Annotated in this window: 24 protein-coding genes; 1 reads left to right on the top strand and 23 read right to left on the bottom strand. The window is 58.1% G+C overall.

The window, feature by feature from the left end; translation table 11 throughout:
- The first annotated feature begins 38 nt into the window (after positions 1 to 38).
- Positions 39 to 2,873: an excinuclease ABC subunit UvrA gene (gene uvrA, locus RR51_RS21360; RefSeq protein ID WP_013970642.1), complete on the top strand. Its 2,835-nt coding sequence runs from the start codon at positions 39 to 41 to the stop codon at positions 2,871 to 2,873.
- Between the two features lie 117 nt (positions 2,874 to 2,990).
- On the opposite strand, the gene bfr is transcribed toward uvrA, so the two are convergent.
- The 23 genes from bfr to rpsC form a co-directional block, all read right to left on the bottom strand.
- The gene (bfr, locus tag RR51_RS21355; protein WP_003257116.1) at positions 2,991 to 3,455 is read right to left on the bottom strand and encodes a bacterioferritin; all 465 of its coding nucleotides are present in this window, start codon (positions 3,453 to 3,455) and stop codon (positions 2,991 to 2,993) included.
- A 163-nt stretch (positions 3,456 to 3,618) separates the two neighbouring features.
- Positions 3,619 to 5,058 (bottom strand): catalase, encoded by a 1,440-nt coding sequence (locus RR51_RS21350; protein WP_039614598.1) that lies wholly within the window; start codon positions 5,056 to 5,058, stop codon positions 3,619 to 3,621.
- A gap of 172 nt (positions 5,059 to 5,230) precedes the next feature.
- Positions 5,231 to 5,617 (bottom strand): 50S ribosomal protein L17, encoded by a 387-nt coding sequence (rplQ, locus tag RR51_RS21345; protein WP_003255451.1) that lies wholly within the window; start codon positions 5,615 to 5,617, stop codon positions 5,231 to 5,233.
- 42 nt (positions 5,618 to 5,659) lie between these two features.
- Entirely contained in the window at positions 5,660 to 6,661 is a 1,002-nt protein-coding gene (locus RR51_RS21340) for a DNA-directed RNA polymerase subunit alpha (protein ID WP_003255452.1), read from the bottom strand.
- 22 nt (positions 6,662 to 6,683) lie between these two features.
- A complete protein-coding gene (rpsD, locus tag RR51_RS21335) occupies positions 6,684 to 7,304 on the bottom strand; it encodes a 30S ribosomal protein S4 (protein WP_003257114.1) in 621 nt (206 codons plus the stop codon).
- Between the two features lie 15 nt (positions 7,305 to 7,319).
- Positions 7,320 to 7,709 carry a 30S ribosomal protein S11 gene (rpsK, locus tag RR51_RS21330; protein WP_003255454.1) on the bottom strand — a complete coding sequence of 130 codons (390 nt, stop codon included), beginning with the start codon at positions 7,707 to 7,709 and terminating at the stop codon, positions 7,320 to 7,322.
- Between the two features lie 18 nt (positions 7,710 to 7,727).
- Positions 7,728 to 8,084: a 30S ribosomal protein S13 gene (gene rpsM, locus RR51_RS21325; RefSeq protein WP_003257112.1), complete on the bottom strand. Its 357-nt coding sequence runs from the start codon at positions 8,082 to 8,084 to the stop codon at positions 7,728 to 7,730.
- Between the two features lie 131 nt (positions 8,085 to 8,215).
- Positions 8,216 to 8,332, bottom strand: coding sequence for a 50S ribosomal protein L36 (gene rpmJ / locus RR51_RS21320; RefSeq protein ID WP_002555468.1), 117 nt, complete (start codon positions 8,330 to 8,332; stop codon positions 8,216 to 8,218).
- A 28-nt stretch (positions 8,333 to 8,360) separates the two neighbouring features.
- Positions 8,361 to 9,692 carry a preprotein translocase subunit SecY gene (gene secY / locus RR51_RS21315; protein ID WP_003257108.1) on the bottom strand — a complete coding sequence of 444 codons (1,332 nt, stop codon included), beginning with the start codon at positions 9,690 to 9,692 and terminating at the stop codon, positions 8,361 to 8,363.
- Positions 9,693 to 10,127, bottom strand: a complete 435-nt coding sequence (gene rplO / locus RR51_RS21310; RefSeq protein ID WP_003257107.1) for a 50S ribosomal protein L15 — start codon at positions 10,125 to 10,127, stop codon at positions 9,693 to 9,695. It abuts the gene before it with no gap.
- Positions 10,128 to 10,130: 3 nt separating this feature from the next.
- The gene (rpmD, locus tag RR51_RS21305) at positions 10,131 to 10,307 is read right to left on the bottom strand and encodes a 50S ribosomal protein L30 (protein WP_003255463.1); all 177 of its coding nucleotides are present in this window, start codon (positions 10,305 to 10,307) and stop codon (positions 10,131 to 10,133) included.
- A 2-nt stretch (positions 10,308 to 10,309) separates the two neighbouring features.
- Positions 10,310 to 10,810: a 30S ribosomal protein S5 gene (gene rpsE, locus RR51_RS21300; protein ID WP_003255465.1), complete on the bottom strand. Its 501-nt coding sequence runs from the start codon at positions 10,808 to 10,810 to the stop codon at positions 10,310 to 10,312.
- A 3-nt stretch (positions 10,811 to 10,813) separates the two neighbouring features.
- Positions 10,814 to 11,164, bottom strand: coding sequence for a 50S ribosomal protein L18 (gene rplR / locus RR51_RS21295; protein WP_009397496.1), 351 nt, complete (start codon positions 11,162 to 11,164; stop codon positions 10,814 to 10,816).
- Positions 11,165 to 11,174: 10 nt separating this feature from the next.
- Positions 11,175 to 11,708 carry a 50S ribosomal protein L6 gene (gene rplF, locus RR51_RS21290; RefSeq protein ID WP_009681972.1) on the bottom strand — a complete coding sequence of 178 codons (534 nt, stop codon included), beginning with the start codon at positions 11,706 to 11,708 and terminating at the stop codon, positions 11,175 to 11,177.
- A gap of 12 nt (positions 11,709 to 11,720) precedes the next feature.
- Positions 11,721 to 12,113: a 30S ribosomal protein S8 gene (gene rpsH, locus RR51_RS21285; protein WP_009681971.1), complete on the bottom strand. Its 393-nt coding sequence runs from the start codon at positions 12,111 to 12,113 to the stop codon at positions 11,721 to 11,723.
- Between the two features lie 209 nt (positions 12,114 to 12,322).
- Positions 12,323 to 12,628, bottom strand: coding sequence for a 30S ribosomal protein S14 (rpsN, locus tag RR51_RS21280; protein ID WP_013970638.1), 306 nt, complete (start codon positions 12,626 to 12,628; stop codon positions 12,323 to 12,325).
- 13 nt (positions 12,629 to 12,641) lie between these two features.
- Positions 12,642 to 13,181, bottom strand: a complete 540-nt coding sequence (rplE, locus tag RR51_RS21275) for a 50S ribosomal protein L5 (RefSeq protein ID WP_003257095.1) — start codon at positions 13,179 to 13,181, stop codon at positions 12,642 to 12,644.
- A gap of 20 nt (positions 13,182 to 13,201) precedes the next feature.
- A complete protein-coding gene (gene rplX / locus RR51_RS21270; RefSeq protein ID WP_013970637.1) occupies positions 13,202 to 13,516 on the bottom strand; it encodes a 50S ribosomal protein L24 in 315 nt (104 codons plus the stop codon).
- A gap of 11 nt (positions 13,517 to 13,527) precedes the next feature.
- Complete coding sequence (rplN, locus tag RR51_RS21265; protein WP_002555479.1) at positions 13,528 to 13,896, bottom strand: 50S ribosomal protein L14; 369 nt, start codon at positions 13,894 to 13,896, stop codon at positions 13,528 to 13,530.
- Positions 13,897 to 13,919: 23 nt separating this feature from the next.
- On the bottom strand, positions 13,920 to 14,186 hold the full coding sequence (gene rpsQ / locus RR51_RS21260; protein ID WP_003255478.1) for a 30S ribosomal protein S17: 267 nt from the start codon (positions 14,184 to 14,186) through the stop codon (positions 13,920 to 13,922).
- A gap of 2 nt (positions 14,187 to 14,188) precedes the next feature.
- A complete protein-coding gene (gene rpmC / locus RR51_RS21255) occupies positions 14,189 to 14,380 on the bottom strand; it encodes a 50S ribosomal protein L29 (RefSeq protein WP_002555481.1) in 192 nt (63 codons plus the stop codon).
- On the bottom strand, positions 14,380 to 14,793 hold the full coding sequence (rplP, locus tag RR51_RS21250; protein ID WP_003255479.1) for a 50S ribosomal protein L16: 414 nt from the start codon (positions 14,791 to 14,793) through the stop codon (positions 14,380 to 14,382). Before rplP ends, rpmC begins: the two co-directional genes overlap by 1 nt.
- A gap of 12 nt (positions 14,794 to 14,805) precedes the next feature.
- Complete coding sequence (rpsC, locus tag RR51_RS21245; RefSeq protein WP_003255481.1) at positions 14,806 to 15,492, bottom strand: 30S ribosomal protein S3; 687 nt, start codon at positions 15,490 to 15,492, stop codon at positions 14,806 to 14,808.
- Positions 15,493 to 15,496: the final 4 nt, after the last annotated feature.

Here is a 15,496-nt window from a genome sequence, read left to right as displayed (position 1 = left end):
GTATACTTCCTTGTTTATGCCCGCCGAGCGAGGCCGCAGTGGACAAGATCCTGATTCGTGGGGCACGTACCCACAACCTGAAGAACATCGACCTGACCCTGCCCCGGGACAAGCTGATCGTGATCACCGGCCTGTCCGGTTCCGGCAAGTCGTCCCTGGCGTTCGACACTCTGTACGCCGAAGGCCAGCGCCGCTATGTGGAATCGCTGTCGGCCTACGCCCGGCAGTTCCTGTCGATGATGGAAAAGCCCGACGTCGACACCATCGAAGGCCTGTCGCCGGCCATTTCCATCGAGCAGAAGTCGACCTCGCACAACCCCCGCTCCACGGTCGGCACCATCACCGAAATCTACGACTATCTGCGCCTGCTGTACGCTCGCGTGGGTACCCCACGCTGCCCGGATCACGATATCCCGCTGGAAGCGCAAACGATCAGCCAGATGGTCGACCTGGTGCTGGAGCGACCGGAAGGCAGCAAGCTGATGCTGCTGGCGCCGGTGGTGCGCGAGCGCAAGGGCGAGCACCTGGCGGTGTTCGACGAGCTGCGCGCCCAGGGCTTCGTGCGCGCCCGGGTCAACGGCAAGCTCTACGAGCTCGACGAACTGCCCAAGCTGGACAAGCAGAAAAAACACAGCATCGATGTGGTGGTGGACCGTTTCAAGGTCCGCGCCGACCTGCAACAGCGCCTGGCCGAGTCGTTCGAGACCGCGCTCAAGCTGGCCGATGGCATAGCCCTGGTAGCGCCGATGGATGACGAGCCAGGCGAGGAGACGATCTTCTCCGCGCGTTTCGCCTGCCCGGTCTGTGGCCATGCCATCAGCGAGCTGGAGCCGAAGCTGTTCTCCTTCAACAACCCCGCCGGCGCCTGCCCTACCTGCGATGGCCTGGGGGTGAAGCAGTTCTTCGACACCAAGCGCCTGGTCAATGCCGAGCTCACCTTGGCCGAAGGCGCGATCCGCGGCTGGGACCGGCGCAACGTGTACTACTTCCAGATGCTCGGCTCGCTGGCCGCGCATTACGGCTTCAGCCTGGAGGAACCATTCGGCCAGCTTTCGGCCGAGCACCAGAAGGTGATCCTGCAGGGCAGCGGCAAGCAGAGCGTCGACTTCAAGTACCTCAACGACCGTGGCGACATCGTCAAGCGCTCGCACCCGTTCGAAGGCATCGTGCCGAACCTGGAGCGTCGCTACCGCGAGACCGAGTCGGCCACCGTGCGCGAAGAACTGGCCAAGTTCCTCGGCACCCAGCCGTGCCCCGATTGCCGCGGCACCCGCCTGCGCCGTGAGGCAAGGCATGTGTGGGTGGGTGAAAAAACGCTACCGGCAGTGACCAACCTGCCGATCGGTGAAGCCAGCAACTACTTCGGCGAGCTGACTCTGACCGGACGCCGTGGCGAGATTGCGGCGAAGATCCTCAAGGAAATCTGCGAGCGCCTGCAGTTCCTGGTGAACGTCGGTCTCGACTATCTCACCCTGGACCGCAGCGCTGATACCCTGTCCGGTGGCGAAGCGCAGCGTATCCGCCTGGCCAGCCAGATCGGTGCTGGCCTGGTGGGAGTGATGTACATCCTCGATGAGCCGTCCATCGGCCTTCATCAGCGTGACAACGACCGCCTGCTGGCCACCCTCAACCACCTGCGCGACCTGGGCAACACGGTGATCGTGGTGGAACACGACGAGGACGCCATTCGCCTGGCCGACTACGTTGTGGACATCGGCCCTGGGGCAGGCGTGCACGGCGGTCAGATCGTCGCCGAGGGGTCGCCGCAGGAAGTCATGGAGCACCCCGACTCGCTGACCGGCAAGTACCTGTCCGGACGCAAGAAGATCGTAGTGCCGGCCAAGCGCACGCCGCGCAACAAGAAGTTGCAACTCAAGCTCAAGGGCGCGCGTGGCAACAACCTGCAAAACGTCGACCTTGAAATCCCGATCGGCCTGCTGACCTGCGTGACCGGGGTGTCCGGTTCGGGCAAGTCGACACTGATCAACAACACCCTGTTCCCACTGGCCGCGACCGCCCTGAATGGCTCAAGCAGCCTGGAAGCGGCGCCGCATGCCAGCATGGATGGCCTGCAGCACCTGGACAAGGTAGTGGACATCGACCAGAGCCCGATCGGCCGCACCCCTCGCTCGAACCCGGCGACCTACACCGGCATCTTCACGCCGATTCGCGAGCTGTTCTCCGGTGTGCCGGAATCGCGTTCGCGCGGCTATGGTCCGGGGCGTTTCTCGTTCAACGTCAAGGGAGGCCGTTGCGAGGCCTGCCAGGGCGATGGCCTGATCAAGGTGGAGATGCACTTCCTGCCGGACATCTACGTGCCGTGCGACGTGTGCAAGAGCAAGCGCTATAACCGCGAAACCCTGGAGATCAAGTACAAGGGCAAGAACATCCACGAGGTGCTGGAAATGACCATCGAGGATGCCCGCGAGTTCTTCGACGCAGTGCCGGCGCTGGCGCGCAAGCTGCAGACGTTGATGGATGTGGGGCTGTCATACATCAAGCTGGGCCAGTCGGCGACCACGCTGTCGGGCGGTGAGGCACAGCGAGTGAAGCTGTCGCGCGAACTGTCCAAGCGTGACACCGGCAAGACACTGTACATCCTCGACGAGCCGACCACGGGCCTGCACTTTGCCGATATCCAGCAGTTGCTGGACGTGCTGCATCGCCTGCGCGACCACGGCAATACCGTGGTGGTGATCGAACACAACCTAGATGTGATCAAGACCGCGGATTGGCTGGTGGATCTGGGGCCGGAGGGTGGTTCGAAAGGCGGGCAGATCATTGCCTGCGGTACGCCGGAAGAACTGAGTACGATGAAGCAGTCGTATACCGGGCACTACCTGAAACCGTTGCTGGAGCGGGATCGGGCGTAAGGCCTCGGGGGGCGCTTTGCGCCCATTTCGCGACAAAAGGCCGCTCCACAGGAGGAATGCATTTCCCTGTGGGAGCGGCCTTTTATCGCGATAGGGCTGCAAAGCAGCCCCAGCCTTTTACATCTGCGACTGCAGGTAATTCTCGAGGCCAATGGCCTTGATCAGCCCCTGCTGCTTCTCCAGCCAGTAGGTGTGATCTTCTTCGGTATCAGCCAACTGAGCGCGCAGGATGTCGCGGCTGATGTAGTCCTTGTGCAATTCGCACAGTTCGATGCCTTTGCACAGCGCGCCGCGTACCTTGTACTCGAGCTTGAGGTCGGCCTCGATCATTTCCGGCACGGTGCTGCCCACTTCCAGGTCATCCGCGCGCATGTCAGGGGTGCCTTCGAGCATGAGGATGCGACGCATCAGGGCATCGGCGTGCTGCGTCTCTTCTTCCATTTCGTGGTTGATGCGCTCGTAGAGCTTGGACAGGCCCCAGTCTTCGTACATACGCGAGTGAATGAAGTACTGGTCGCGAGCCGCCAGTTCGCCCTTCAGCAGCGTAACGAGGTAGTTGATTACGTCCGGGTGACCTTGCATCGCCCTGCTTCTCCATGTGAAAACGTCTATGCCATATAGTGTGAACCAGCTTTTGCCCGCGGTCACTGAAAACCGCGCAATTAGAAGCAAAAAATCGGTTAAACAGTAGTGATATTCATTGAAAAACCGCCCAAATGAGGGCGGTTCTTCTTATCACTTCGACTTAGGCGAGATTGATGCCCAAGGCCTTGGCAACCCCTTCGCCATAGGCCGGATCGGCCTTGAAGAAGTATTGCAGCTGACGCTGGATCACGTCTTCGCTGACGCCTGCCATGGTGCCGGCAATGTTGTTTATCAGCAGGGCTTTCTGCTCATCGCTCATCAGGCGGAACAGCGCGCCGGCGTGGCTGTAGTAGTCGGTGTCCTCGCGGTGGTCGTAGCGGTCTGCCGAACCATTCAGGGCCAGTGCAGGCTCGGCGTGGCCTGGTGACTGCTTCGGCGCATCGCTGTAGCTGTTGGGCTCATAGTTCGGCGCGCTGCCGTAACTGCCAGCGGCCATGGAACCATCACGCTGGTAGCTGTTGACCGGGCAGCGTGGTGCGTTCACCGGCAGCTGCTGGTGGTTGGTACCCACCCGGTAGCGATGCGCGTCGGCGTAGGCGAATACCCGCCCTTGCAGCATGCGGTCCGGCGACAGGCCAACACCCGGCACCATGTTGCTCGGGCCAAACGCAGCCTGCTCGACCTCGGCAAAGTAGTTGAGCGGGTTACGGTTGAGCTCCAGCACACCCACTTCAATCAGCGGGTAGACCTTCTGCGACCAGGTCTTGGTAACGTCGAAGGGGTTTTCGTCGCGGCTGGCAGCCTCGGCTTCGCTCATCACCTGGATGCATACGGTCCAGCGTGGGTAATCGCCCCGCTCGATGGCTTCGAACAGGTCCCGCTGGGCGTAGTCCGGGTCAGTACCTGCCAGACGCGCAGCATCTGCCGGAGCGAGGTTCTTGATGCCTTGCTGGGTCTTGAAGTGCCATTTGACCCAGGTGCGTTCACCCTTGGCATTGATCAGGCTGTAGGTATGGCTACCAAAGCCGTGCATGTGGCGGTAGCCGTCCGGAATGCCGCGATCGGAGAACAGAATGGTGACCTGATGCAGCGCCTCGGGAGAGTGCGACCAGAAGTCCCACATCATCTGAGCGTTCTTCAGGTTGGATTGTGGGTGACGCTTCTGGGTGTGGATAAAGTCCGGGAACTTCAGTGGGTCGCGGATGAAGAACACCGGCGTGTTGTTGCCGACGATGTCCCAGTTGCCTTCCTCGGTGTAGAACTTGACGGCAAAACCACGGGGATCGCGCTCGGTATCAGCGGAGCCACGCTCACCACCAACGGTCGAGAAGCGCAGGAAGGTTTCGGTCTCCTTGCCAACCTGTTCAAACAACTTGGCACTGGTGTAATCGGTGATATCGCGGGTGACGGTAAAGGTGCCGTAAGCTCCCGAGCCTTTTGCGTGTACGCGGCGCTCAGGAATGTTCTCGCGGTTGAAGTGGGCGAGCTTCTCGATCAGGTGGAAGTCGTCGAGCAGCAGCGGGCCGCGCGGGCCGGCAGAACGGGAATTCTGGTTGTCTGCTACAGGTGCACCGCTGGCGGTGGTGAGAATCTTGCTCATGGGCTCTCCTTATCGGTCTTCAAGCGCCGGCTAATCGGCTCTGGAGAGAGTATTGACGAGCAAGGTTACAAGAACAAATGCATTACATGACTTGAATCAATAGAAATAAACAATACATGTTGAAACAAAAAACCGGGCACTAGGCCCGATTCTTTGTAGCAGACAGAACGTCTTACTCAGCAGCTTCTACAGCACCGCCGACCGGACGATCAACCAGCTCGACGTACGCCATAGGAGCGTTGTCGCCAGCGCGGAAACCGCACTTCAGGATGCGCAGGTAGCCGCCCTGACGGGTGGCGTAACGCTTGCCCAGGTCGTTGAACAGCTTGCCAACAGCGGACTTCGAACGGGTACGATCGAAGGCCAGACGGCGGTTAGCTACGCTGTCTTCCTTGGCCAGGGTGATCAGCGGCTCGGCAACGCGGCGCAGTTCCTTGGCTTTCGGCAGGGTGGTTTTGATCAGCTCGTGCTCGATCAGCGACACTGCCATGTTCTGGAACATAGCCTTGCGGTGAGAGCTGGTACGGCTCAGGTGACGTCCACTTTTACGATGACGCATGATTCATTCCTTACCAAACACTACGTTCGGTGATTACGACGATCAGGCGGTCGCCTTGTCGTCTTTCTTAAGACTTGCAGGCGGCCAGTTGTCGAGGCGCATGCCGAGAGACAGACCACGAGAGGCCAGGACGTCCTTGATTTCAGTCAGGGACTTCTTGCCCAGGTTAGGAGTCTTCAACAGCTCTACTTCGGTACGCTGAATCAGGTCGCCGATGTAGTAGATGTTCTCCGCCTTGAGGCAGTTGGCCGAACGTACAGTCAGTTCCAGGTCGTCAACCGGACGCAGCAGGATCGGATCGATCTCGTCTTCCTGCTCGACTACGACAGGCTCGCTGTCACCTTTGAGGTCGACGAACGCGGCCAGCTGCTGTTGCAGGATGGTCGCTGCGCGGCGGATAGCCTCTTCAGGATCCAGGGTGCCGTTGGTTTCCAGATCAATGACCAGCTTGTCCAGGTTGGTACGCTGTTCAACACGGGCGTTCTCGACCACATAGGCGATACGACGCACCGGGCTGAACGAAGCGTCCAACTGCAGACGGCCAATGCTACGGCTTTCGTCTTCGTCGGTTTGACGGGAGTCGGCCGGCTCGTAACCACGACCACGAGCTACAGTGAGCTTCATGTTCAGGGCGCCGTTCGACGCCAGGTTCGCGATTACGTGATCGGGGTTGACGATCTCGACATCGTGATCCAGCTGAATATCGGCAGCGGTAACCACCCCCGAACCCTTTTTCGACAAGGTCAGCGTAACTTCGTCACGACCGTGCAGTTTGATAGCCAGGCCTTTCAGGTTCAACAGGATTTCAATGACGTCTTCCTGAACACCTTCGATCGCGGAGTACTCGTGGAGTACGCCGTCGATCTCGGCCTCGACTACTGCACAGCCAGGCATGGAGGACAACAGGATGCGGCGCAGCGCGTTGCCCAGGGTATGGCCGAAACCACGCTCGAGAGGCTCGAGCGTAATCTTGGCGCGGGTCGGACTGACTACCTGCACATCAATGTGGCGGGGAGTCAGGAACTCATTTACCGAAATCTGCATGGATGCACCTATTTTCTAGCCCTTACTTGGAGTAGAGCTCGACAATCAGGTTCTCGTTGATGTCGGCAGACAGGTCACTGCGAGCAGGAACGTTCTTGAAAACGCCCGACTTTTTAGCAGCATCCACGTCAACCCACTCAACGCGGCCACGCTGGGCGCACAGTTCAAGGGCTTGAACAATGCGCAGCTGGTTCAGCGACTTCTCGCGAACCGCGACCACGTCACCCGGACGAACTTGGTAGGATGGAATGTTTACAGTCTTACCGTTGACGCTGATCGCTTTGTGCGAAACCAGCTGACGGGACTCGGAACGAGTCGAGCCGAAGCCCATACGGTAGACGACGTTATCCAGACGGCACTCGAGCAGTTGCAGCAGGTTCTCACCGGTTGCGCCTTTTTTCGAGGCTGCAGCCTGGTAGTAACCGCGGAACTGACGCTCCAGAACACCGTAGATACGACGAACTTTTTGCTTCTCGCGCAGCTGGGTACCGTAGTCGGACTGACGGCCACGGCGCTGGCCGTGGATACCTGGGGCTGCTTCGATGTTGCACTTCGATTCCAGAGCGCGAACGCCGCTCTTCAGGAACAGGTCAGTGCCTTCACGACGAGACAGTTTGCATTTTGGACCAATGTAACGTGCCATTTATCTGTCTCCTGATTACACGCGACGCTTCTTCGGCGGACGGCACCCGTTGTGCGGGATTGGCGTCACGTCGGTGATGCTGGCGATCTTGTAGCCGCAGCTGTTCAGTGCACGAACGGCGGACTCACGACCTGGACCTGGACCCTTGACGTTTACGTCGAGGTTCTTCAGACCGTATTCCAGCGCAGCTTGACCAGCACGCTCAGCAGCGATCTGGGCTGCGAACGGGGTGGATTTGCGCGAACCACGGAAACCCGAACCACCGGAGGTCGCCCAGGACAAAGCGTTGCCCTGACGGTCGGTGATGGTCACGATGGTGTTGTTGAAAGAGGCATGGATGTGGGCGATGCCATCAACCACTGTCTTTTTGACTTTCTTACGAGGACGAGCAGCAGGTTTTGCCATGTCTATATTCCTGGGCGATTACTTGCGGATCGGCTTACGCGGGCCCTTACGGGTGCGTGCGTTGGTCTTGGTGCGCTGACCGCGAACCGGCAGACCTTTACGATGACGCAGGCCGCGGTAGCAACCCAGGTCCATCAAGCGCTTGATCTTCATGTTGATGTCACGACGCAGGTCACCTTCGGTGGTGAACTTCGCGACTTCGCCACGCAGGGTTTCGATTTGCTCGTCGCTCAGATCCTTGATCTTAGCGGCTGGGTTTACACCAGCGTCTGCACAGATCTTCTGTGCAGTAGTGCGACCGACACCATAGATGTAGGTCAGCGAGATAACAGCATGCTTGTTATCTGGAATGTTGACGCCTGCAATACGGGCCATTCAGTGGGACTCCAATTGACAGCTACCTACGCCCCGGAAGCCAAGAAATAGGGCGCGAGATAATATCGCTGTAGAAACGAATAATCAACCCAGCAGCACACTAGCTGCTGGGTTTGAAGCGCAGATCACACTCAGCCTTGGCGCTGTTTGTGACGCGGTTCCGCGCTGCAGATCACTCGTACGACGCCTTCGCGACGGATGATCTTGCAGTTACGGCACAGCTTTTTCACCGATGCACGAACTTTCATTACCGACTCCTCGAACCTTAGGGGCGTATCAGCGCAGCAGACCGCTGCCACCGTAGCCTTTCAGGTTGGCTTTCTTCATCAGGGATTCGTACTGGTGCGAAACGAGGTGCGATTGTACTTGGGACATGAAGTCCATCACAACCACTACCACAATCAGCAACGAGGTCCCGCCAAGGTAGAACGGCACATTTGCTGCCACCACCAGGAACTGGGGCAGAAGGCAGACGGCCATCATGTAAAGAGCACCGAACATGGTCAGACGGGTCAGAACGCCATCAATGTAGCGTGCCGACTGCTCACCAGGACGGATACCCGGAATAAAGGCACCGGACTTCTTCAGGTTTTCCGCTACGTCTTTCGGGTTGAACATCAGCGCTGTGTAGAAGAAGCAGAAGAAAATGATCCCTGCACTAAACAGCAGAATGTTCAACGGCTGACCAGGAGCGATCGACTGCGAGATGTCCTGCAGCCAGCCCATACCTTCGGACTGACCGAACCAGGCACCCAGCGAAGCCGGGAACAGCAGAATGCTGCTCGCGAAAATGGCCGGGATAACCCCCGCCATGTTCACCTTCAGCGGCAAGTGGCTGGTCTGCGCAGCGAAGACCTTGCGGCCCTGCTGACGCTTGGCGTAGTGAACGGCGATACGACGCTGACCACGCTCAATGAACACCACAAAACCGATAATCGCTACTGCCAGCAAACCGATAGCGACCAGGGCGAAAATGTTGATATCGCCTGTGCGCGCAGACTCGAAAGACTGCCCGATTGCTCTCGGAAGACCGGCAACGATACCCGCGAAGATCAACATCGAGATACCGTTGCCCACACCGCGCTCGGTGATCTGCTCGCCCAGCCACATCATGAACATCGCGCCTGCCACGAAGGTGGAGACGGCAACGACATGGAAGCCCAGGCCTACAGAAAACGCCACGCCCTGGTTGGCCAGGCCAATGGACATGCCAATGGCTTGAACCAGTGCCAGGATAACGGTGCCGTAGCGGGTGTACTGGCTGATCTTGCGACGGCCAGCTTCACCTTCCTTCTTCAACTGTTCCAGTTGCGGGCTGACCGCCGTCATCAGCTGCATGATGATCGATGCCGAGATGTACGGCATGATCCCCAGTGCAAAGATGCTCATGCGCTCAAGCGCGCCACCGGAAAACATGTTGAACAAGCTAAGAATGGTCCCCTCATTCTGCCGAAACAGATCCGCCAGACGGTCTGGATTGATGCCAGGAACCGGGATATGCGCACCTATCCGATAGACGATGATCGCCATGAACAGAAAGCGCAGACGAGCCCAGAGTTCCGACATCCCGCCCTTACCGAGCGAAGAGAGAGCACCTTGCTTAGCCATTTATTCCTCGAACTTGCCGCCAGCTGCTTCGATAGCCGCACGCGCACCCTTGGTGGCTGCGATACCCTTGATGGTGACTGCGCGAGTGACTTCGCCAGACAGCATGATTTTCACGCGCTGTACGTTCTGGCCGATCACGTTGGCATCCTTCAGGGATTGCACGGAGATCACGTCGCCTTCCACCTTGGCCAGCTCGGACAGACGCACTTCGGCGCGATCCATGGCTTTCAGGGAAACGAAGCCGAACTTCGGCAGACGACGGTGCAGCGGCTGTTGACCGCCTTCGAAGCCAGGAGCGATCGAACCACCCGAACGGGAAGTCTGACCTTTGTGGCCACGGCCGCCGGTCTTACCCAGACCGCTACCGATACCACGACCTGGACGATGCTTCTCGCGACGGGAACCCGGCGCTGGACTCAGATCATTGAGTTTCATCGATTAACCCTCGACCTTCAGCATGTAGTAAGCCTTGTTGATCATCCCGCGGTTTTCGGGAGTATCCTGGACTTCTACAGTGTGACCGATGCGACGCAGACCCAGGCCCTTAACGCACAGCTTGTGGTTAGGCAGACGGCCCGAGACGCTCTTGATCAGCGTTACTTTTACGGTTGCCATGATCAGAAGATCTCCTCGACGCTCTTGCCGCGCTTGGCAGCAATGGATTCAGGAGATTGCATGGCTTTCAGACCCTTGAAGGTGGCGTAAACCACGTTCACTGGGTTGGTCGAACCGTAGCACTTGGCCAGAACGTTCTGAACACCAGCAACTTCCAGGACAGCACGCATTGCGCCACCGGCGATGATACCGGTACCTTCCGAGGCAGGCTGCATGTAAACCTTCGAGGCGCCGTGGGCAGCCTTGGTGGCGTACTGCAGGGTGGTGCCCTTCAGGTCAACCTGGATCATGTTGCGGCGAGCAGCTTCCATGGCTTTCTGGATCGCGGCAGGTACTTCGCGCGACTTGCCACGGCCGAAGCCAACACGGCCCTTACCATCACCTACCACGGTCAGCGCGGTGAAGGTGAAGATACGGCCGCCTTTTACGGTTTTGGCAACGCGGTTAACTTGAACCAGCTTCTCGATGTAGCCTTCGTCGCGCTTTTGATCGTTATTTGCCATAACTTAGAACTCCAGCCCGCCTTCACGAGCAGCATCAGCCAGCGCTTTGACGCGGCCGTGGTACTTGAAGCCGGAACGGTCAAAGGCAACTTGAGATACACCGGCGGCTTTCGCACGCTCAGCTACCAGCTTGCCAACCTTAGTGGCCGCGTCGATGTTGCCAGTGGCGCCATCACGCAGTTCTTTGTCCAAGGTCGAGGCGCTTGCCAGAACCTTGCTGCCGTCGGCCGAAATGACCTGGGCGTAGATGTGCTGCGAGGAGCGGAACACGCACAGGCGCACGACTTCGAGTTCGTGCATCTTGAGACGTGCTTTGCGAGCGCGACGCAGTCGAGTAACTTTTTTGTCGGTCATTTGCTAGGCCCTACTTCTTCTTGGCTTCTTTACGACGGACTACTTCGTCCGCGTAACGCACACCCTTGCCTTTGTAAGGCTCTGGCGGACGGAAATCGCGGATTTCAGCGGCCACCTGACCCACCAGCTGCTTGTCGATACCCTTGATCAGGATGTCGGTCTGGCTTGGGGTTTCAGCGGTGATACCGGCTGGCAGTTCGTAGTCCACTGGGTGCGAGAAGCCCAGGGCCAGGTTCAGGACGGTGCCCTTGGCCTGTGCCTTGTAACCAACACCGACCAGCTGGAGCTTGCGCTCGAAGCCTTGGCTTACGCCCTGGACCATGTTGTTCACCAGAGCGCGGGTGGTACCGGCCATGGCGCGAGCTTGCTGGTCACCGTTACGAGCGACGAAACGCAGCTCGCCAGACTCTTCGGTAACTTCAACAGACGAGTGAACGTTCAGTTCGAGAGTGCCTTTGGCACCCTTCACCGAAAGCTGCTGGCCGGCGAATTTGACTTCGACGCCTGCTGGCAGCTTAACGGGGTTCTTAGCGACGCGAGACATGCCTATCTCCCCTTAGAACACTGTGCACAGAACTTCGCCGCCGACACCGGCAGCGCGCGCAGCGCGATCAGTCATCACACCTTTGTTGGTGGAGACGATAGACACGCCCAGACCGCCACGTACTTTCGGCAGTTCTGCGACGGACTTGTACTGGCGCAGGCCTGGACGGCTGGAGCGCTTCAGCTCCTCGATGACCGGACGGCCTTCGAAGTACTTCAGTTCGATCGACAGGGAAGGCTTGGCCTCACCAGTTACCTGGTAGCCGGCGATGTAACCTTCGTCTTTCAGAACTTTGGCAACCGCGACCTTCAGGGTGGAGGAAGGCATGCTTACGACGGACTTTTCAGCCATCTGGGCATTACGGATGCGAGTTAGCATGTCCGCTAACGGGTCCTGCATACTCATGGGCTAGATGCTCCTGATACAAGAATTATTAGCCTTGCGGCTATCACAACCACCCGAGCGGACAGGGCAAAAAACCCAGGCTCAGGTGAGCCGGTCATTCTAGACACAAGGTAGAAACGAAACAAGCCCCATATAGGGGCTTGTTTGTTGGCGAGGTCACCGGCGGTCGGAAGATTGCTCCCCTTCCGCCGGGATCCAGCCTGCAGCGATTACCAGGAGGCCTTGACCAGACCTGGTACGTCACCGCGCATTGCAGCTTGACGCAGCATGTTACGGCCCAGGCCGAACTTACGGTATACACCGTGAGGACGACCGGTCAGGCGGCAACGGTTGCGCAGACGCGAAGCGCTGGCATCACGTGGCTGCTTCTGCAGGGCGACAACGGCAGCGAAACGCTCTTCAGGAGAGGCGTTCAGGTTGACGATGGTCGCTTTCAGCTCGGCACGCTTTTTGGCGTACTTGGCTACCGTGAGCTGACGCTTCAGCTCGCGGTTTTTCATGCTCTTCTTGGCCATTTTCCTACTCCAATCAGTTGCGGAACGGGAACTTGAAAGCACGCAGCAGAGCGCGGCCTTCGTCGTCCGAACGAGCAGTGGTGGTCAGGGTGATGTCCAAACCGCGCAGAGCATCGATCTTGTCGTAGTCGATTTCCGGGAAGATGATCTGCTCTTTCACGCCCATGCTGTAGTTGCCACGGCCGTCGAAGGACTTGGCATTCAGGCCGCGGAAGTCGCGAACCCGAGGCAGGGAGATCGCCAGCAGGCGGTCCAGGAATTCGTACATCTTGTCGCGACGCAGGGTCACCTTGACACCGATCGGCCAGCCTTCACGGACTTTGAAGCCCGCGATGGATTTACGAGCGAAAGTCACAACCGGCTTTTGACCAGTGATCTTTTCCAGGTCGGCAACAGCGTGCTCGATGACTTTCTTGTCGCCGATCGCTTCGCCCAGACCCATGTTCAGGGTGATCTTGGTAACGCGCGGAACTTCCATCACGTTCGACAGCTTAAGTTCTTCCTTAAGCTTAGGAGCGATTTCGTTCCGGTAAATCTCTTTCAGTCGTGCCATGGTCTTCTACCTAGCAGTGTTCAAGCATCAACCGCTTTTTGGGTCGACTTGAAGACACGAATTTTTTTACCGTCTTCTACTTTGAAACCAACGCGGTCAGCCTTGTTGGTTTCGCCGTTGAAGATGGCAACGTTGGAAGCGTGCAGAGGCGCTTCTTTTTCGACGATACCGCCCTGTACGCCCGCCATCGGGTTAGGCTTGGTATGACGCTTGACCAGGTTCACACCACCAACAACCAGACGGTTGTCAGCCAGAACCTTCAGCACCTTACCGCGCTTACCTTTGTCTTTGCCGGCGATCACGATGATCTCGTCGTCACGACGAATCTTTTGCATGTCGGATCTCCTTACAGCACTTCAGGGGCGAGCGAGACGATCTTCATGAACTTCTCAGTACGAAGTTCACGGGTCACTGGCCCGAAGATGCGAGTGCCGATCGGCTCTTGCTTGTTGTTCAGCAGAACAGCAGCGTTGCCGTCGAAACGAATGATGGAACCGTCAGCGCGACGAACACCGTGACGGGTGCGCACGACAACAGCAGTCATCACTTGGCCTTTCTTGACCTTACCGCGCGGAATTGCTTCCTTGACGGTTACCTTGATGATGTCACCGATGCCGGCGTAACGGCGGTGCGAACCGCCGAGCACCTTGATGCACATGACGCGACGAGCGCCGCTGTTATCGGCCACATCGAGCATGGATTGAGTCTGAATCATAAAATTTCTCCGACCCCTAGCCCTTAGACTTCAACAGCGCGTTCGAGGACTTCAACCAGTGCCCAGGACTTGGTCTTGGCCAGCGGACGGGTTTCACGGATGGAAACCTTGTCGCCGATCTTGCACTGGTTGGCTTCGTCGTGCGCGTGCAGCTTAGTCGAACGCTTAACGTATTTACCGTAGATCGGGTGCTTTACGCGACGCTCGATCAGAACGGTGATGGTCTTGTCCATTTTGTCGCTGACGACACGGCCAGTCAGCGTACGGACGGTTTTTTCAGCTTCAGCCATGATCACTTACCTGCCTGCTGGTTGAGCACAGTTTTCACGCGAGCGATGTCACGCTTAACTTGCGAGAGCAGGTGCGACTGCCCCAACTGGCCAGTTGCTTTCTGCATACGCAGATTGAACTGGTCGCGCAGCAAGCCGAGCAGTTGCTCATTCAGTTGCTGTGCCGATTTTTCACGAAGTTCATTCGCTTTCATCACATCACCGTCCGCTTAACAAAGGAGGTGGCGAGAGGCAGCTTTGCAGCAGCCAGGGCGAAAGCTTCGCGCGCCAGCTCTTCAGAAACACCCTCGATTTCATACAGGACTTTGCCTGGCTGAATCTGGGCAACCCAGTATTCCACGGAACCCTTACCTTTACCCATACGAACCTCGAGAGGCTTCTTGGAGATCGGCTTGTCCGGGAACACACGGATCCAGATCTTACCGCCACGTTTTACGTGACGGGTCAGCGCACGACGTGCGGACTCGATCTGGCGAGCGGTGAGGCGACCGCGAGCAACAGCTTTCAGGGCGAATTCGCCGAAGCTGACTTTGCTACCGCGCAGTGCCAGACCACGGTTGTGGCCAGTCATCTGCTTGCGGAATTTTGTACGCTTTGGTTGCAACATTTGGCGTACCCCTTACTTAGCAGCTTTTTTACGAGGCGCTGGTGCTTGTGGTTTCAGTTCTTCTTGGCGACCACCAATAACTTCGCCTTTGAAGATCCAAACCTTCACACCGATCACACCGTAAGTGGTGTGAGCTTCGTAGGTGTTGTAGTCGATATCGGCACGCAGGGTGTGCAGAGGCACACGACCTTCGCGATACCACTCGGTACGAGCAATCTCAGCACCGCCGAGACGACCGCTCACCTGGATCTTGATGCCCTTGGCACCAATACGCATGGCGTTCTGTACGGCGCGCTTCATGGCGCGACGGAACATTACGCGGCGTTCCAGCTGCTGAGCTACGCTCTGCGCAACCAGCATAGCGTCGAGTTCCGGCTTGCGGATCTCTTCGATGTTGATGTGCACAGGCACACCCATCTGCTTGGTCAGGTCCTGACGCAGCTTCTCGACATCTTCACCTTTCTTACCGATAACGATACCGGGACGAGCGGTGTGGATGGTGATGCGTGCAGTTTGAGCCGGACGATGAATATCGATACGGCTTACGGACGCGCTTTTTAGTTTGTCTTGGAGGTACTCACGCGTTTTCAGATCCTTCAACAGGTAATCTGCGTAAGTAGCACCGTCTGCGTACCAGACGGAGGTGTGCTCCTTGACGATTCCCAGGCGAATGCCAGTGGGATGTACTTTCTGACCCATCTGA

The organism is Pseudomonas sp. C5pp (assembly GCF_000814065.1).
In the GTDB taxonomy this organism is placed as follows: Bacteria; Pseudomonadota; Gammaproteobacteria; order Pseudomonadales; family Pseudomonadaceae; genus Aquipseudomonas; species Aquipseudomonas asiatica.
This window is presented reverse-complemented; position numbering and strand designations above follow the sequence as displayed.

Bases quoted from the DNA above. Each gene is read 5' to 3' on its own strand.
- rplE (WP_003257095.1), bottom strand. From the start codon at position 13,181: ATGGCACGACTGAAAGAGATTTACCGGAACGAAATCGCTCCTAAGCTT.
- rpsH (WP_009681971.1), bottom strand. From the start codon at position 12,113: ATGAGTATGCAGGACCCGTTAGCGGACATGCTAACTCGCATCCGTAAT.
- RR51_RS21350 (WP_039614598.1), bottom strand. From the start codon at position 5,058: ATGAGCAAGATTCTCACCACCGCCAGCGGTGCACCTGTAGCAGACAAC.
- rpsC (WP_003255481.1), bottom strand. From the start codon at position 15,492: ATGGGTCAGAAAGTACATCCCACTGGCATTCGCCTGGGAATCGTCAAG.
- rpmJ (WP_002555468.1), bottom strand. From the start codon at position 8,332: ATGAAAGTTCGTGCATCGGTGAAAAAGCTGTGCCGTAACTGCAAGATC.
- bfr (WP_003257116.1), bottom strand. From the start codon at position 3,455: ATGCAAGGTCACCCGGACGTAATCAACTACCTCGTTACGCTGCTGAAG.
- rplN (WP_002555479.1), bottom strand. From the start codon at position 13,896: ATGATTCAGACTCAATCCATGCTCGATGTGGCCGATAACAGCGGCGCT.
- rpsK (WP_003255454.1), bottom strand. From the start codon at position 7,709: ATGGCAAAACCTGCTGCTCGTCCTCGTAAGAAAGTCAAAAAGACAGTG.
- rplR (WP_009397496.1), bottom strand. From the start codon at position 11,164: ATGACCGACAAAAAAGTTACTCGACTGCGTCGCGCTCGCAAAGCACGT.
- rplF (WP_009681972.1), bottom strand. From the start codon at position 11,708: ATGTCTCGCGTCGCTAAGAACCCCGTTAAGCTGCCAGCAGGCGTCGAA.
- rpsQ (WP_003255478.1), bottom strand. From the start codon at position 14,186: ATGGCTGAAGCTGAAAAAACCGTCCGTACGCTGACTGGCCGTGTCGTC.
- rpmD (WP_003255463.1), bottom strand. From the start codon at position 10,307: ATGGCAACCGTAAAAGTAACGCTGATCAAGAGCGTCTCGGGCCGTCTG.
- rpsM (WP_003257112.1), bottom strand. From the start codon at position 8,084: ATGGCCCGTATTGCAGGCGTCAACATTCCAGATAACAAGCATGCTGTT.
- RR51_RS21340 (WP_003255452.1), bottom strand. From the start codon at position 6,661: ATGCAGATTTCGGTAAATGAGTTCCTGACTCCCCGCCACATTGATGTG.
- rpsN (WP_013970638.1), bottom strand. From the start codon at position 12,628: ATGGCCAAGAAGAGCATGAAAAACCGCGAGCTGAAGCGTCAGCTCACG.
- rpsD (WP_003257114.1), bottom strand. From the start codon at position 7,304: ATGGCACGTTACATTGGTCCAAAATGCAAACTGTCTCGTCGTGAAGGC.
- rpsE (WP_003255465.1), bottom strand. From the start codon at position 10,810: ATGGCAAATAACGATCAAAAGCGCGACGAAGGCTACATCGAGAAGCTG.
- secY (WP_003257108.1), bottom strand. From the start codon at position 9,692: ATGGCTAAGCAAGGTGCTCTCTCTTCGCTCGGTAAGGGCGGGATGTCG.
- rplX (WP_013970637.1), bottom strand. From the start codon at position 13,516: ATGCAAAAGATTCGTCGTGACGACGAGATCATCGTGATCGCCGGCAAA.
- rplO (WP_003257107.1), bottom strand. From the start codon at position 10,127: ATGAAACTCAATGATCTGAGTCCAGCGCCGGGTTCCCGTCGCGAGAAG.
- rplP (WP_003255479.1), bottom strand. From the start codon at position 14,793: ATGTTGCAACCAAAGCGTACAAAATTCCGCAAGCAGATGACTGGCCAC.
- rpmC (WP_002555481.1), bottom strand. From the start codon at position 14,380: ATGAAAGCGAATGAACTTCGTGAAAAATCGGCACAGCAACTGAATGAG.
- rplQ (WP_003255451.1), bottom strand. From the start codon at position 5,617: ATGCGTCATCGTAAAAGTGGACGTCACCTGAGCCGTACCAGCTCTCAC.